This window comes from Salmonella sp. K21076 (genome assembly GCF_039650795.1).
Taxonomy (GTDB): Bacteria; Pseudomonadota; Gammaproteobacteria; order Enterobacterales; family Enterobacteriaceae; genus Salmonella; species Salmonella enterica.
Map to the genome: position 1 here is coordinate 354,800 of NZ_JBCLYA010000051.1, position 15,648 is coordinate 370,447.

The following is a 15,648-nucleotide window of genomic DNA, read 5'->3' on the forward strand; positions in this document are numbered from 1 at the left end:
CTTATTTGACTATGGCGCCTGACCCGACTGTGTGGTATCAGCCTGTGGATCAAACAGGTGGTCAAGGATTTTTCGCATGATGGGCGCGGCGGTAACGCCGTCGCTTCCGCCGTTTTCCAGAATCAAGGCAATAGCGACCTTAGGGTTTTTATACGGTGCAAAAGCGGTATAAAACACATGATCGCGCAGGCGAATGGGGATCATTTTCGCATTGTAGGTCTGATTTTCTTTCAGGCTAAACACCTGCGACGTGCCGCTTTTGGCCGCAATGCCGTAGGGCGCGGTGTGAAAGAACTTATAGCCCGTTCCGTTGGGTGCATTCGCCATGCCGTACATCGCCTGACGCACCAGTCCCCAGTATGGCGACGCCGGATCGGCTATCTGTGCCGGTGTTCCTGAAGGACGATACGGAACCACCGTTTTGCCGCTCTCTTCATTGAGTAACAGGTGAGGGGCAATCACCTTACTGTTGTTGATGAGCGCCACCATCGCTTTTACCATCTGGATGGGGGTGGCAATCCAGTAGCCCTGGCCGATGCCGACAGAGATGGTATCGCCCTGATACCAGGCTTTTTTATGGACCCGCTGTTTCCATGCGCGGCTGGGAAGCAGCCCGTCATACTCTTCACTAAGGTCGATACCCGTCGGTTTGCCATAGCCGAACTGAGACAACATCGTGTCGATACGGTCAATACCCATCATATAAGCGACCTAATAGAAAAAGGTATCCGCAGATTCCTCAATCGCTTTAGTGACATCCAGCATACCGTGTCCGGTTTTTTTCCAGTCCCGGTAATGACGCTGCGTGCCGGGAAGCGTCCAGGTTGGCGCGCCAAAGAAGGTGGTTTGCGGCGTAATAATCCCGCATAACAGCGCGGACATCGCCATATAGGGTTTAACCGTTGACGCCGGGGGATAAAGCCCTTGCGTCACGCGGTTGATCAGCGGCAGATTTTTATCGTGCAGCAGTTTGCCGTAATCCTGATAGCTAATGCCTTTTACAAAGGGGTTCGGGTCGTAGCTGGGCATAGATACCATCGCTAGCACTGAACCATCGTGCGGATCTTCAACCAGTACGGCAGCACGCTGCCCGGCCAGCAAACTTTCAATGTACTCTTGTAAATGGAGATCCAACGTCAGGTGAATGTTCTTACCCGCGATGGGAGGAACGTCTTTCAGCAGGCGGACAATACGCCCGTGATTATCCACCTCGACCTCCTGATAACCGGTTTTGCCATGAAGATCGTTTTCGTAGTAACGCTCAATCCCCTGTTTACCGATGTTATGGTCCGCCGCGTAATTCTCTGCCAGCCCTTTTTTATCCAGCGCTTTAAGGTCGTTATCGTTTATCTTTGACACGTAACCGAGAACATGCGCCAGCTCCGCGCCGTAAGGATACTGCCGATCCTGATAGCTATTGATCGTGACGCCGTTGAAATGAAACTGATTGACCGCAAAGCGTGCGATTTCAACATCCGTTAGCGCGTTTTTGAGCACTACCGGACGATAGCGGCTACTGGATTTTAGCGCGCGGCGAAAGTCGGCGATATCGTCGGGGGAGAGATCAACAATAGGGGTGAGCTGTTTTAGCAGCGCATCCATATCGGCAATTTTATAGGGCGTAACCGCGATATCATACCAGGTTACGTTACGCACCAGCGGAATGCCGTTGCGATCGTAAATGATGCCGCGCGTGGGCGCGACGGGTAGCATCTTGATATCGTTCTCATTCGAACGGGTGGTGTAGTAGTGGTGCTGGCGGATTTGCAAGTTATAGAGGTTGAAGATCAGGATACCAAAGCAGACAACCACTACACCAAACGCCACAATCACACGTCTCAGGAAGAGTTTCTCTTCCGCATCAAAGTCTTTAAAAGTCATTACCTGTACCTGAACAATCCGCCGCCTAATGATACGGGGCGGTCAGCGCCAGCACAGGTAAAAGATGTTCCATCTCTCTATAGAAATGTGTCATTCCTTGTGATTTGTTACAGATATACCGCTGTGGCAATAAAAAGGCCTGAGTCCGTTACCCGGAGTCAGGCCTGATGATGTTAACGACGGCGCGTTTACATGCGTTCTACGGTTTCGATACCCAACGTATCCAGACCCAGTTTCAGCGTCTTCGCCGTCAGTTGCGCCAGTTTTAGGCGGCTATTGCGAACCGCGTCATTCTCGGCGCTGAGAATAGGGCAGTGCTCGTAGAAGCCGGAGAACAGCCCGGCGACGTCATACAGATACGCGCACATGACGTGCGGCGTACCTTCACGCGCGACCACCGTCAGGGTTTCTTCAAACTGCAGCAGACGGGCAGCGAGCTGCGCTTCGCGATCTTCGCTAATGATAACCGGCGCGCTCGCCAGCGCCTGCTCGTCGATGTCCGCTTTACGGAAAACAGACAGCACACGCGTATAGGCATACTGCATATAAGGTGCGGTATTGCCTTCGAAAGCCAACATATTATCCCAGTCGAAGATATAGTCAGTGGTGCGGTTTTTTGACAGATCGGCGTATTTCACCGCGCCAATACCGACGGCGTTAGCCAGTTTTTCCAGCTCGTCAGCCGGCATATCCGGGTTCTTCTCCGCCACCAGACGACGCGCGCGCTCCAGCGCCTCATCCAGCAGGTCCGCCAGTTTCACCGTACCGCCCGTGCGAGTTTTAAACGGTTTACCGTCTTTACCCAACATCATGCCGAACATGTGGTGTTCCAGCGGAACGGAATCCGGCACATAACCGGCTTTACGCACAATGGTCCAGGCCTGCATCAGGTGCTGGTGCTGACGGGAGTCAATGTAGTAGAGCACGCGGTCGGCGTGCAGCGTTTCGTAACGGTATTTGGCGCAGGCGATATCGGTAGTGGTATACAGATAACCGCCATCTTTCTTCTGAATAATGACGCCCATCGGGTCGCCTTCCTTGTTTTTAAACTCATCAAGGAAAACCACCGTTGCGCCTTCGCTTTCAACCGCCAGGCCTTTGGCTTTCAGATCGGCGACGATGCCCGGCAGCATCGGATTATACAGACTTTCGCCCATCACATCGTCACGCGTCAGAGTGACGTTCAGACGATCATAGGTGATCTGGTTTTGCGTCATCGTGATATCAACCAGCTTACGCCACATCTCACGGAAATAGGTATCACCGCTCTGCAATTTGACGACGTAGTTACGCGCGCGCTCGGCAAACGTTTCATCTTCGTCATAATGTTTTTTCGCATCGCGGTAAAATCCTTCGAGATCCGCCAGCGCCATGTCGCCCGCGTTTTCCTGCTGCTGTTTTTCCAGCCAAGCGATAAGCATACCGAACTGGGTGCCCCAGTCGCCGACGTGGTTAGCGCGAATAACATGATGGCCCAGAAACTCCAGCGTGCGCACTGCCGCATCGCCAATGATCGTGGAGCGTAGATGACCAACGTGCATCTCTTTCGCGACGTTGGGCGCGGAGTAGTCGACGACAATCGTCTGGCGAGTCGGCTGAGAAACGCCCAGACGATCGGAGGTCAGCGCCTGTTGCACCTGTTCAGCGAGAAAAGCCGGTTCGAGGAAAATATTGATAAAGCCAGGGCCGGCGATTTCAACCTTGCTGGCGATGCCGCTGAGATCCAGATGAGTCAGCACCTGCTCTGCAAGTTGTCGGGGGGCCATACCCAGTTTTTTCGCAACTGCCATCATGCCGTTGGCCTGATAGTCGCCGAACTGAACTTTGGCTGACTGACGAACCTGGGGCTCGCAATCTGCAGGCGCGCCTGCAGCAATCATGGCCTGACTAACTTTTTCTGAGAGAAGAGCCTGAATATTCACCGGAATACCTTACGTTTATGAAGCGGACTGTATTGCCCGCGCCAGTTTAAGAATTAGGGCGGGAGTATACTGCAAATGCCCGTTGGCGTCAGCATTGCGCGCGCGGCGCGTCGCCTGAAATATACGCAACAATAATCTGCATAAGCATTCAATAAACGCCCAATCAAATCAAAGGTTGGTTGCCGGGGCGCAACAGCGTAAATTAGCGGTTTTCACAGCAAGAAGAGCGTCCTGATATGGCGAACTGGCAACACATTGATGAACTGCATGATATTTCCGCAGATTTACCGCGATTCACTCTGGCGTTCAGAGAACTTTCCACTCGCCTTGGTCTGCAGATTAACGCCCTTGAGGCCGATCACATTTCATTGCGCTGTCACCAGAATACGACGGCGGAGCGTTGGCGTCGCGGTTTTGAACAATGCGGCGAGCTACTGTCGGAAAATATCATCAACGGCAGGCCGATTTGTCTGTTTAAACTGCATGAACCGGTATGTGTGGAACACTGGCGGTTTTCTGTTATTGAATTACCGTGGCCGGGAGAAAAACGCTATCCACACGAAGGGTGGGAGCATATTGAAATCGTGCTGCCCGGCGAGCCGGAGACCTTGAACGCGAGGGCCCTGGCGTTGTTGTCGGATGAGGGGCTTAGTCAGCCGGGGATCGTGGTTAAAACCAGTTCGCCACAGGGCGAGCATGAACGTTTGCCAAACCCTACGCTGGCTGTGACCGATGGCCGCGTCACGGTAAAATTTCATCCATGGTCGATTGAAGCGATTGTCGCCAGCGAACAGGCGGCCCATTAACCTGCCGAGCGGAGTGAATATGGCGTTACTTGAGATCTGTTGTTACAGCATGGAATGCGCGCTCACCGCGCAGCGAAACGGCGCGGATCGTATCGAACTGTGCGCCGCGCCGAAAGAAGGGGGGCTTACGCCTTCTTTCGGCATCTTACGCAGCGTACGCGAGCATATTACGATTCCCGTACATCCGATTATTCGTCCTCACGGCGGAGATTTTTACTACACTGACGGCGAATTTGCCGCCATGCTGGAAGATATCCGTCTCGTCAGAGAGTTGGGGTTTCCCGGGCTGGTTACTGGCGTGTTGACCGTTGATGGGGATGTCGATATGTCGCGAATGGAAAAAATAATGGCGGCGGCCGGGCCGCTGGCGGTGACATTCCACCGCGCCTTCGATATGTGCGCTAATCCCTTCAATGCGCTAAAGAATCTGGCTGACGCAGGCGTAGCAAGAGTACTGACTTCCGGGCAAAAAGCCGATGCGGCGCAAGGTTTATCAATAATTATGGAACTTATTGCCCAGGGGGATGCTCCAATCATTATGGCTGGTGCGGGGGTTCGTGCAAATAACCTGCAGAATTTCCTCGATGCCGGAGTACGGGAAGTACACAGTTCCGCCGGAGTCTTACTGCCTTCGCCGATGCGCTATCGCAATCAGGGGTTATCGATGTCTGCCGATATACAGGCGGACGAGTATTCTCGCTATAGGGTAGAGGGTGCGGCGGTCGCTGAGAATGAAAGGAATCATTGTTCGCCATCAGGCCAAATGATTTTTACCGTTGCATCATGTCGCCCAATATGATGCTTGCTCGTACCAGGCCCCTGCCAATTCAACAGGGGCCTTTTTTTCTCCTTCATATTTCAAGCCGCAGCAGCGTTGGCCGCCTCGCGCACCCCGGTCACGTAGCTACCTACGTTCCCGGGGATTTGCTGCGTTGCCGCCTTGCTGCAACTTGAACTATTTTGGAGAAACGGTGCTATACGTAACGGTCATTCGGCAATCCATCACGGTTTACGCGCAATCAGCACCGCGCGCTGCGGGGCGGGATAGCCTTCCACCGTCTTGCTGCGATCGTTCGGGTCAAGAAAATCGGCCAGCGACTCGGTAACCATCCATTCGGTACGGCGCTGCTCTTCGGTGGTAGTGACGCAAACGTCAGCGATACGCACATCAACAAAGCCGCATTTTTCCAGCCATTTTTTTAATGCCGGCGCGGAAGGAATAAAATAGACGTTACGCATCTGCGCGTAGCGGTCACCCGGCACCAGTACGGTATTTTCGTCGCCGTCGACGACCAGCGTTTCCAGTACCAGCTCACCCTCGTTGACCAACTGATCTTTTAATTGCCACAGATGCTCCAGCGGCGAGCGACGGTGATAAAGCACCCCCATTGAAAAGACGGTATCAAATGCTTTCAGCGCCGGGAGTTGTTCAATGCCCAACGGCAGCAGATGCGCGCGCTGATCGTTACCCAACAGTTTACGCACCGCCTCAAATTGGCAGAGGAAAAGCTGTGTAGGATCGATGCCGACCGCCAGATGTGCGCCCGCGCCAATCATCCGCCACAGGTGATAGCCGCTGCCGCAGCCGACATCAAGGATCGTCCGGCCGGTTAAATCTGACAGATGCGGCAGTACGCGATCCCACTTCCAGTCTGAGCGCCATTCGGTATCAATATCTACGCCATAAAGCGAGAACGGGCCTTTACGCCACGGCATCAGATTACGCAGCAATGTATCAATACGCTTTAGCTGACCTTCGCTGAGCGGCGTTTCGCTTTCCGCCGTGACGCTGTGCAGTAAATCCAGCCGCCAGGGCGTAATTTCCGGTAAAAATTCTACCGCGTTCGACCACTGTTTAAACAAGCCATGCTGCTGCTCGCGTTGCCAGGCGGCAATCTGCGCGGGCAATGTTTCCAGCCAGTGGGAGAGATGATTTTTAGCAATGAGCTGATAAAAGTTACCAAACTCGATCATGCGGCAACTCCGGCTTTTAACGCGACAAGCGACCCGAAGTTAAAGCACTGGAACCACAGTTCGCTGTGTTCGAAACCCGCCTGACGCAGGCGCGCTTTATGTGTTTCCACCGAGTCGGTGAGCATCACGTTTTCCAGCATACTGCGCTTTTGGCTGATCTCCAGTTCGCTGTACCCATTAGCGCGTTTAAAATCGTGGTGCATGTTGAATAACAGCTCGCCCACTTTCGCGTCTTCAAAGCTAAATTTTTCCGACAGTACCAGCGCGCCGCCGGGATTCAACCCCAGGTAAATCTTATCCAGCAATGCCTGGCGTTCGGCAGGTTCAAGGAATTGTAGGGTAAAATTCAGCACCACCATCGAGGCGTTTTCAATAGTGATATCGCGGATATCGCCTTCAACGACTTCAACCGGCGTAGGCGCTTTATACGCATCAATATGACGGCGGCAGCGTTCAATCATGGCCGGGGAGTTATCGACGGCGATAATGCGACAATGCTCATGGCGGATATTACGCCGAACAGACAGCGTCGCGGCACCCAGCGAGCAGCCCAGATCGTAGACCTGCGTGTTCGGCTGCACAAAGCGTTCAGCTAACATGCCGATCATGGAGATGATGTTGGAGTAGCCTGGTACCGAACGCTGAATCATGTCGGGGAAAACTTCGGCTACTCGTTCATCAAAAGTCCAGTCGCCGAGACGGGCGATAGGCGCAGAAAAAAGCGTGTCGCGGTGAGACATAACGTATACATCCGGGAAAAATAAAGGCGCATATTGTGCGCTAATACAGGGAGAAAACCAACTCCCAGGGCATATACCACAGGTTTGCCAGCACCATCAGCAACAATGCGCACCAGGTCGCGCTCATCCCCGCCCGCCGCCAGCGGAACAGGCGGTGGTGAAAACCGTAATAATGCATCAGCCGACCGGCGATTAAAATGATGCCGCAGATATGCACCATCCACGTTTCGGCGCCGTTCATTTCCATAAACAGCAGCAGCACCAGCGCGACAGGAATATATTCCACCGCGTTGCCATGAATACGGATGGCGCTTTGCAATTCGCTAAAACCGCCGTCGCCATAGGCGACACGGTACTGCATTCGTAAGCGAACGACATTAAAAGAGAACTTCATTAATAATAACGCACCCAAAACGGCATACAGCGCGCTTACCATACAAACTCCCTTTTAAAATGGCTGATGGCACTGTCTATGATAGGGGGCATTTTCAGAAAAGAGAAGATTGCTGTGGAATGGACGGAGCAGTGCCGATTTCCGGTAAGACGCTGCGTAAATCATGCCAAAGCGTATTCACCAGTTCCGGCGCCTGCGCGATATCCGGAGTATGTAAAAACAGAAAAGGCGTGGTGGTCTGCCGCCACTGCGGGAGTTTCTGCAACCAGGCAGCGAAAAACTCACGGTTTTGCGCCATATTATCGCTACCGATAAAACGCACCATCGGATGGCTGGCCGTCACGACCGCATGTACCGGGACTTTGGGTTTTTTTCGCTGCGCGTCACGGACGGCCTCGCTGTGGGGATGGGCGGCATGTACCGGACGACTATCCAGGATCACGCGGTTTACGCCGCGCGCGTGTAACCCGCGATTGAGCCGCTGTTCATCCTCACCCTTGTCAAAAAAACACGGATGACGAACTTCTACGCCATAGGTAAACGTGGCGGGGAGCGCATCAAGAAACTGCCATAAGGCGGGGAGATCGCGCGGTCCAAAGGCGGCGGGCAACTGCAGCCAGTATTGGCCAATACGCGTTTCCAGCGGCGCCAGGCGGGTAAAAAACGCCTGTACCAGATCGTCGCAATGGCGCAGAGCGGCCTGGTGAGAAATGGTGGCGGGAAATTTAAAGCAAAAACGGAAATCGTCCGTAGTTTGCGCATACCAGCGATCGACAATTTCCGCTTTCGGCAGCGCGTAAAGCGTGGTGTTGCCCTCCACGCAGTTAAAGTGGCGGGCATACTCTTCCAGACTGGTGATGCCGAGCCGCGCCCATTTCGGGTGCGACCATTGCGGCAAGCCAATGTAGATCATAAGGCGTTTAAAATATCCTCTACGCTGCGTACCCGGCCAATGCGCGGGAAAATATGCGTCATACTGCTCTGATGCTGCTCACTGCTGGCGGCGCTACAGGCATCTTCGGCAATAATAAGGTTAAATCCCAACTCCCAGGCGTTACGCGCTGTGGATTCGACGCCGATATTGGTTGAGATTCCGCACAATATGATGGTGTCGATACCCCGGCGGCGAAGCTGTAATTCCAGGTCGGTGCCGTAAAACGCGCCCCACTGGCGTTTAGTCACTTCCAGATCGCTGTCCTTTTTACCCAATGCCGTAGGCCAGGTCCACCAGTTTTCCGGCAACGCGTGCGCAGGCGTTGCGGCATCCACCGGCTGTTTTAACGCTTCGGCATAATCATCAGACCATCCAACGCGTACCATAACCACGGGCGAGCCGTTGGCGCGACACTTTTCCGCCAGCCGCGCGGCGCGGGCGACCACCTCATTTGCCGTATACGGGCCGCCGGCAAACGGAAGAATTCCTTCCTGTAAATCAATAACCACCAGGGCGGTTGTGGTCGCGTTGAGTTTCAGCATGATAATCACTCTCCTAAAAATAGCGGATTTCACTACACCTTAAGCGCGATTAAAGAGGAAAGCGGCGACAAATATTGTTAATTTTTGTGAGCATACGCAATACCCGCGTGAAAAACCCGGGTACAGTCAGTATGAACCAAGTGTCGATACCGCATGAAACGGGCAAGTTATCGCTCCCATGCTGGATTGACTCTTATCGTGCGGCAGAATTTCCAGTATAATAGCCGCCTTTTTTCATCCAGTTGTGACATACAGCTAAAGCTGCGACTTCGTCGCCTGCATGGCAGGCAACAATCCGCCTGCGGCTAAGTTAAGGGATATCTCATGCGTACAGAATATTGCGGACAGCTACGTCTGTCCCACGTGGGGCAGCAGGTGACTCTGTGTGGTTGGGTCAACCGTCGTCGTGATCTTGGCAGCCTGATCTTTATCGATATGCGCGACCGCGAAGGTATTGTGCAGGTGTTCTTCGATCCGGATCGTGCGGACGCGTTAAAGCTGGCCTCTGAACTGCGTAATGAGTTCTGCATTCAGGTTACGGGCACCGTGCGTGCGCGTGACGCGAAAAACGTCAATGCGGATATGGCGACCGGCGAAATTGAAGTGCTGGCGTCCTCTCTCACTATCATCAACCGCGCAGACTCACTGCCGCTTGACGCTAACCACGTTAATACCGAAGAGGCGCGTCTCAAGTACCGCTATCTGGATTTGCGTCGTCCGGAAATGGCGCAGCGCCTGAAAACTCGCGCCAAAATTACCAGCCTGGTGCGTCGTTTTATGGACGATCACGGTTTCCTTGATATTGAAACCCCGATGCTGACCAAAGCGACCCCGGAAGGCGCGCGCGATTACCTGGTACCGTCCCGCGTACACAAAGGTAAATTCTATGCGTTGCCGCAGTCGCCGCAGCTGTTCAAACAGCTCCTGATGATGTCCGGTTTCGACCGTTACTATCAGATAGTCAAATGCTTCCGTGATGAAGACTTACGTGCTGACCGTCAGCCGGAGTTTACTCAGATCGACGTCGAGACCTCCTTCATGACCGCGCCACAGGTGCGCGAAGTGATGGAAGCGCTGGTGCGCCATTTGTGGCTGGAAGTGAAAGGCGTGGATCTGGGGGATTTCCCGGTCATGACGTTTGCCGAAGCGGAACGTCGCTACGGTTCCGACAAGCCAGACCTGCGTAACCCGATGGAGCTGGTAGATGTCGCTGACCTGCTGAAATCGGTAGAGTTCGCGGTCTTCGCGGGCCCGGCTAACGATCCGAAAGGCCGCGTGGCAGCGCTGCGTGTGCCTGGCGGCGCACAGCTTAGCCGTAAGCAGATCGACGATTACGGTAACTTTGTTAAGATCTACGGCGCGAAAGGACTGGCATATATCAAAGTTAACGAGCGCGCGAAAGGTCTGGACGGGATTAACAGTCCGGTGGCCAAGTTCCTGACCGCCGACATCGTCGAGGCTATCCTTGAACGTACCGGCGCGCAGGACGGCGACATGATCTTCTTCGGCGCAGATAACAAAAAAGTGGTTGCCGATGCGCTGGGCGCGCTGCGTCTGAAACTGGGCAAAGACCTGAGCCTGACCGACGAAGACAAATGGGCGCCGCTGTGGGTGATTGACTTCCCGATGTTCGAAGACGACGGCGAAGGCGGTCTGACCGCGATGCACCATCCGTTCACCGCCCCGCGTGACATGACGGCGTCTGAACTGAAAACTGCCCCGGAAGAAGCCGTCGCTAACGCTTACGATATGGTGATTAACGGCTATGAAGTGGGTGGCGGTTCGGTGCGTATTCACAACGGTGAAATGCAGCAAACCGTATTTGGTATTCTCGGTATCAATGAGCAGGAGCAGCGCGAGAAGTTCGGCTTCCTGTTGGATGCGTTGAAATACGGTACGCCGCCGCACGTGGGCCTGGCGTTTGGTCTGGACCGTCTGACCATGCTGTTGACCGGCACCGACAATATTCGTGATGTTATCGCCTTCCCGAAAACGACCGCCGCCGCGTGTCTGATGACTGAAGCGCCGAGTTTCGCCAACCAGGCAGCGTTGACGGAGTTGGGGATTCAGGTTGTGAAGAAAGCCGAGAATAACTGATATGAACAATGTACACGACATCATTCGCGTGATATCGCGGCGGCCCGCAAGGGGGAGTCTCATCAATGCGCGGCGTCACCCAACAGCCAACAACGAGGTCGCGTGAAGGATAAAGTGTACAAGCGCCCCGTTTCGGTCCTGGTGGTTATTTTCGCGCAGGATACGAAACGGGTGCTAATGTTGCAGCGACGCGACGACCCGGATTTTTGGCAGTCAGTGACTGGCAGCATAGAAGAAGGGGAGACCGCGTTGCAGACCGCCGTGCGTGAAGTCAAAGAGGAGGTCACGATTGATGTTGCGGCAGAGCAACTGACCTTAGTCGACTGCCAACGTACGGTGGAGTTTGAAATTTTTTCACATTTACGTCATCGCTATGCGCCGGGCGTCATGCACAATACAGAATTCTGGTTCTGCCTTGCGTTACCGCATGAGCGGCAGGTGATATTCACTGAACATCTAACGTACCAGTGGCTTGATGCGCCTGACGCGGCGGCGCTTACCAAGTCCTGGAGTAACCGGCAAGCGATTGAAGAGTTTGTCATTAACGTCGCCTGAAAAGGCGCGCTTTTTTTGAGGAAATATTTATGGCAGGTCATAGTAAATGGGCCAACACCAGACATCGTAAAGCTGCGCAAGATGCCAAGCGCGGTAAAATCTTCACTAAAATTATTCGTGAACTGGTAACGGCAGCTAAATTGGGCGGCGGCGATCCGGATGCCAACCCGCGTCTGCGCGCGGCTGTAGATAAAGCGCTGGCCAACAACATGACCCGCGACACTCTGAACCGTGCCATCGCTCGCGGTGTGGGTGGTGATGAAGACTCGAACATGGAAACCATCATCTATGAAGGTTATGGTCCTGGCGGCACGGCCATTATGATTGAGTGTTTGAGTGACAACCGTAACCGTACCGTAGCGGAAGTGCGTCATGCTTTCAGCAAGTGCGGCGGTAATCTGGGTACCGATGGCTCAGTGGCGTACCTGTTCAGTAAGAAAGGGGTCATCTCCTTTGAGAAAGGCGATGAAGACACCATCATGGAAGCCGCACTGGAAGCTGGCGCGGAAGATGTTGTGACCTATGATGATGGCGCGATTGATGTTTACACTGCCTGGGAAGAGATGGGCAAAGTGCGTGACGCGCTGGAAGCGGCGGGTCTGAAAGCGGACAGCGCCGAAGTGTCCATGATCCCGTCAACCAAAGCGGATATGGATGCGGAAACCGCGCCGAAACTGCTACGTCTTATCGATATGCTGGAAGACTGTGACGATGTTCAGGAAGTCTACCATAACGGTGAGATCTCTGATGAGGTGGCGGCGACCCTGTAATGGTGCTGCTAAACGCCGGCGGGCAGGGGGTATAGCGTGTCGATTATTCTCGGTATTGACCCCGGCTCGCGTATTACCGGTTATGGCGTTATCCGCCAGGTAGGCAGACAACTGACCTATCTGGGCAGCGGATGTATTCGTACCAAAGTCGATGATTTGCCGTCTCGTTTGAAGCTCATATACGCAGGCGTGACGGAAATCATCACGCAGTTCCAGCCGGACTATTTTGCTATCGAACAAGTGTTTATGGCGAAGAATGCCGATTCAGCCCTCAAGCTGGGACAGGCGCGCGGCGTAGCGATTGTCGCCGCGGTCAACCAGGAACTGCCCGTGTTTGAATACGCGGCGCGTCAGGTGAAGCAAACTGTCGTCGGTATTGGTAGCGCGGAGAAAAGCCAGGTACAGCATATGGTTCGTACGTTGCTGAAGCTCCCCGCTAACCCGCAGGCAGACGCCGCAGATGCGCTGGCTATCGCCATTACGCATTGCCATGTTAGCCAGAACGCGATGCAAATGAGCGAGAGCCGACTCAATCTGGCGCGGGGAAGGTTGCGCTAAATTATTCTCCCTCAGCCTCGCGTTGAGGGTTTTCAATTCCACAGGCGCTAATTAATTCTAAATTGGGATGTTGCCACAGGCTGGCGGGCGTCACCGTCTTACGATCCCACGGGATTGAACCTAAAAACCAGAATTTCCAGAAGGTGAGTTTCGCATCAGGATTGCTGTGAAGTAATTCTTCGAATGTCTCAATATCGCCTACCGGAATACACAATGCTTCTTTATAGATATCAAACACAAATTTCGAGCAGAACTGGCGCGATGACTCGTATTTAAACCCCGTGTGATAAAACTTATTCAGCCGGGCGGGAACCTGCTCCATGATGGCGAGTTTCTGCTCGACCGTCAGGCCGCCGCACAGGCGACGAACCGCGTAACGTTGTCCGGCTGAACGTTGTATAAACAGTGACAGCGTGGTGACGGTTGAGAGGGGGACGCGACTTTCCGCCACCAGATAGTCATCACCATTATGACCAATAATAATCCCAACATGGTTGCTCCAGCACTGTGAAGCGGTGGATATCTGGCCGAAAAGCGCGGCACCTATACAGGTAAAGACGATATCCCCGGTTTCATATTGGACAGGATAATGTTTTTTCATCTCTGCATTCCATTATTTGAAATAAATTCCTTTTATTTATTCTACAGGGTAGTTAGCATTATACCAGATAAATGACAAGCCTTAGTGTCATCGAAATATGTATGGTGAATATTTCATTTGTTGGAATTAATGTCGCAAATATAACTGGGGAGGAATTAAGGTGGTAAATTTCTCATTATCTGCTCTCTTATATTGACAGGGAGTACGACGTGGTTGATGATAAACCAATGAAAATAGGTTGGGTGTTTTATTTTTCTTATATTTTTGTTGCTATTATCTTTCATCTGTTTATTAGTTTTTGTTATTGTTTGAGTATTGATATGGCAGAGGCTAATACCGTTGTTTTTTTATTAAAGCCAGGGACGATTTCATTATTATTTTTACTTCTCCCTGCCAGGCGGTTCAGAACCAGACTGTTGGCAACATTGAGTTCAGTTTTCATTGCCTTAGTATTTAACCAGTGGCATTTGGTTGCCGGGAATAAAGAACTGGTTTTGTGCATGCAGGCAGCGTGCTTTATGGCTTTCCTGGCTATGACATCGGTAAAAAAATCCGGGTGGATGATTAGCGCATCATTATTTTTGGTTTGTGCGGCCGGAACGATTCGCCAGTGCTGGCTGGAACAGTTGTTTAACGCTGCCGATATATATATTGTTGATGATGGGCGGAGCTGTGGTGCCAGCGGCCACTGCTTCCAGTATATTGCAGCAAAAGGCCGTGGGTTAGCAGCAAAACGACAGGCACTTTTTAGTAGTGAAGAGTATGTGAATATTTATTATAGTTATTCAGAAGGGATACCAGCCGTGAATTTCGATGGCATGAAAAATGAGTTTGCACAATATTTATTGTGTCATGGTGAATTAAAATATGTTGTGCGCGACGATAAAACAACATGCGATTAAATTCAGCGCTAGTGGTTAATTTTATTAAATCTATTCTCGGGTCTGTTTTTTGGGGGGACCGATGTTCCGCTGTTGGCATTCGTACTGGATACAGTATTAGTGTTATCAGGATACTCATTATTGAAGACTACCAAACTTGCGCCACGGCATGTTGGCAAAAAGTTATTCGCGTAGGACGCAAAAAGTTGTCAATGAGTGTACGACTTATTTTGTACGCAGCGGGGAGCGTGCCCGTCGTTAACTATCGCGGGTTGTCGGAGTACAGAAATATCGGGATAAGTGTTTTTCATCTGGATAAACATCCAGTCTTTTTTTATGATAGTGCATTATCTTTTCAGCCCTTTACGCAGGAGCGTCATGTGATAGGCAGACTCAGAGGCATTATTCTCGAAAAACAACCCCCGATCGTGCTGCTGGAGACAGGGGGCGTAGGCTATGAAGTACATATGCCTATGACCTGCTTTTACGAGCTGCCGGAGGCCGGGCAGGAGGCAATCGTCTTCACCCACTTCGTGGTGCGTGAAGATGCGCAGTTGCTGTACGGATTTAACAATAAGCAAGAGCGCACGCTATTTAAAGAGCTAATTAAAACGAATGGCGTCGGGCCTAAGCTGGCGCTGGCGATCCTCTCCGGCATGTCGGCGCAGCAGTTTGTGAATGCGGTTGAGCGCGAAGAGCTGGGTGCGCTGGTGAAGCTGCCGGGTATCGGCAAGAAAACCGCCGAAAGGCTGATTGTCGAAATGAAAGACCGCTTTAAAGGGCTACATGGCGATCTCTTTACGCCAGCGGTCGATCTGGTATTGACGTCGCCGGCCAGCCCAACCTCGGAAGATGCAGAACAAGAAGCAGTTGCTGCGCTGGTGGCGCTGGGTTATAAACCGCAAGAAGCCAGTCGGATGGTAAGTAAGATCGCCCGTCCGGACGCAAGCAGTGAAACACTGATTCGCGACGCGTTACGCGCCGCGCTATGAG

At 52.7% G+C, this 15,648-nt stretch carries 14 protein-coding genes and 2 pseudogenes; 8 read left to right on the forward strand and 8 right to left on the reverse strand.

The genetic code is table 11. From position 1 onward, the window contains the following. Positions 1 to 9: 9 nt before the first annotated feature. Both mrdA and argS read right to left on the reverse strand, forming a co-directional pair. Positions 10 to 1,881 (reverse strand): annotated as a pseudogene (gene mrdA, locus AAYN39_RS22550) (penicillin-binding protein 2). A gap of 188 nt (positions 1,882 to 2,069) precedes the next feature. Continuing rightward, positions 2,070 to 3,803 carry an arginine--tRNA ligase gene (argS, locus tag AAYN39_RS22555; RefSeq protein ID WP_001025371.1) on the reverse strand — a complete coding sequence of 578 codons (1,734 nt, stop codon included), beginning with the start codon at positions 3,801 to 3,803 and terminating at the stop codon, positions 2,070 to 2,072. A 236-nt stretch (positions 3,804 to 4,039) separates the two neighbouring features. Here argS and AAYN39_RS22560 point away from each other — a divergent pair, with 236 nt between their 5' ends. After that, on the forward strand, positions 4,040 to 4,609 hold the full coding sequence (locus AAYN39_RS22560; RefSeq protein WP_000024793.1) for a VOC family protein: 570 nt from the start codon (positions 4,040 to 4,042) through the stop codon (positions 4,607 to 4,609). A 19-nt stretch (positions 4,610 to 4,628) separates the two neighbouring features. Continuing rightward, positions 4,629 to 5,376, forward strand: a pseudogene (cutC, locus tag AAYN39_RS22565) (copper homeostasis protein CutC). A gap of 235 nt (positions 5,377 to 5,611) precedes the next feature. Here the strand turns inward: cutC and cmoB are convergent. From cmoB to AAYN39_RS22590, 5 genes are read right to left on the reverse strand one after another with little or no spacing between them, the layout of a single operon-like run. Continuing rightward, on the reverse strand, positions 5,612 to 6,583 hold the full coding sequence (gene cmoB / locus AAYN39_RS22570) for a tRNA 5-methoxyuridine(34)/uridine 5-oxyacetic acid(34) synthase CmoB (RefSeq protein ID WP_000569029.1): 972 nt from the start codon (positions 6,581 to 6,583) through the stop codon (positions 5,612 to 5,614). Beyond that, positions 6,580 to 7,323 carry a carboxy-S-adenosyl-L-methionine synthase CmoA gene (gene cmoA, locus AAYN39_RS22575; protein WP_000019609.1) on the reverse strand — a complete coding sequence of 248 codons (744 nt, stop codon included), beginning with the start codon at positions 7,321 to 7,323 and terminating at the stop codon, positions 6,580 to 6,582. The genes cmoB and cmoA overlap by 4 nt, the downstream gene beginning before the upstream one ends. Positions 7,324 to 7,363: 40 nt before the next feature. Beyond that, positions 7,364 to 7,759 carry an MAPEG family protein gene (locus tag AAYN39_RS22580; protein WP_000252975.1) on the reverse strand — a complete coding sequence of 132 codons (396 nt, stop codon included), beginning with the start codon at positions 7,757 to 7,759 and terminating at the stop codon, positions 7,364 to 7,366. Positions 7,760 to 7,811: 52 nt separating this feature from the next. Continuing rightward, positions 7,812 to 8,630 carry a DUF72 domain-containing protein gene (locus tag AAYN39_RS22585; protein ID WP_000639226.1) on the reverse strand — a complete coding sequence of 273 codons (819 nt, stop codon included), beginning with the start codon at positions 8,628 to 8,630 and terminating at the stop codon, positions 7,812 to 7,814. Next, the gene (locus tag AAYN39_RS22590) at positions 8,627 to 9,193 is read right to left on the reverse strand and encodes a hydrolase (protein WP_000916144.1); all 567 of its coding nucleotides are present in this window, start codon (positions 9,191 to 9,193) and stop codon (positions 8,627 to 8,629) included. Before AAYN39_RS22590 ends, AAYN39_RS22585 begins: the two co-directional genes overlap by 4 nt. A 324-nt stretch (positions 9,194 to 9,517) precedes the next feature. Between AAYN39_RS22590 and aspS the strand changes: the two genes are divergently transcribed. The 4 genes from aspS to ruvC all read left to right on the forward strand — a co-directional run bounded on the left by aspS (position 9,518) and on the right by ruvC (position 13,173). Beyond that, on the forward strand, positions 9,518 to 11,290 hold the full coding sequence (aspS, locus tag AAYN39_RS22595; protein WP_001258634.1) for an aspartate--tRNA ligase: 1,773 nt from the start codon (positions 9,518 to 9,520) through the stop codon (positions 11,288 to 11,290). 102 nt (positions 11,291 to 11,392) lie between these two features. Then, a complete protein-coding gene (gene nudB, locus AAYN39_RS22600; RefSeq protein ID WP_000653696.1) occupies positions 11,393 to 11,845 on the forward strand; it encodes a dihydroneopterin triphosphate diphosphatase in 453 nt (150 codons plus the stop codon). Positions 11,846 to 11,874: 29 nt separating this feature from the next. Beyond that, on the forward strand, positions 11,875 to 12,615 hold the full coding sequence (locus AAYN39_RS22605; RefSeq protein WP_000907242.1) for a YebC/PmpR family DNA-binding transcriptional regulator: 741 nt from the start codon (positions 11,875 to 11,877) through the stop codon (positions 12,613 to 12,615). A gap of 36 nt (positions 12,616 to 12,651) precedes the next feature. Continuing rightward, the gene (gene ruvC, locus AAYN39_RS22610; RefSeq protein WP_000022509.1) at positions 12,652 to 13,173 is read left to right on the forward strand and encodes a crossover junction endodeoxyribonuclease RuvC; all 522 of its coding nucleotides are present in this window, start codon (positions 12,652 to 12,654) and stop codon (positions 13,171 to 13,173) included. A 1-nt stretch (position 13,174) separates the two neighbouring features. On the opposite strand, the gene AAYN39_RS22615 is transcribed toward ruvC, so the two are convergent. Continuing rightward, positions 13,175 to 13,774, reverse strand: a complete 600-nt coding sequence (locus AAYN39_RS22615; protein ID WP_000716741.1) for a YebB family permuted papain-like enzyme — start codon at positions 13,772 to 13,774, stop codon at positions 13,175 to 13,177. A 209-nt stretch (positions 13,775 to 13,983) separates the two neighbouring features. Here AAYN39_RS22615 and AAYN39_RS22620 point away from each other — a divergent pair, with 209 nt between their 5' ends. Then, the gene (locus AAYN39_RS22620) at positions 13,984 to 14,676 is read left to right on the forward strand and encodes a hypothetical protein (RefSeq protein WP_000227314.1); all 693 of its coding nucleotides are present in this window, start codon (positions 13,984 to 13,986) and stop codon (positions 14,674 to 14,676) included. A gap of 359 nt (positions 14,677 to 15,035) precedes the next feature. Continuing rightward, on the forward strand, positions 15,036 to 15,647 hold the full coding sequence (ruvA, locus tag AAYN39_RS22625; RefSeq protein ID WP_000580335.1) for a Holliday junction branch migration protein RuvA: 612 nt from the start codon (positions 15,036 to 15,038) through the stop codon (positions 15,645 to 15,647). Position 15,648: the final 1 nt, after the last annotated feature.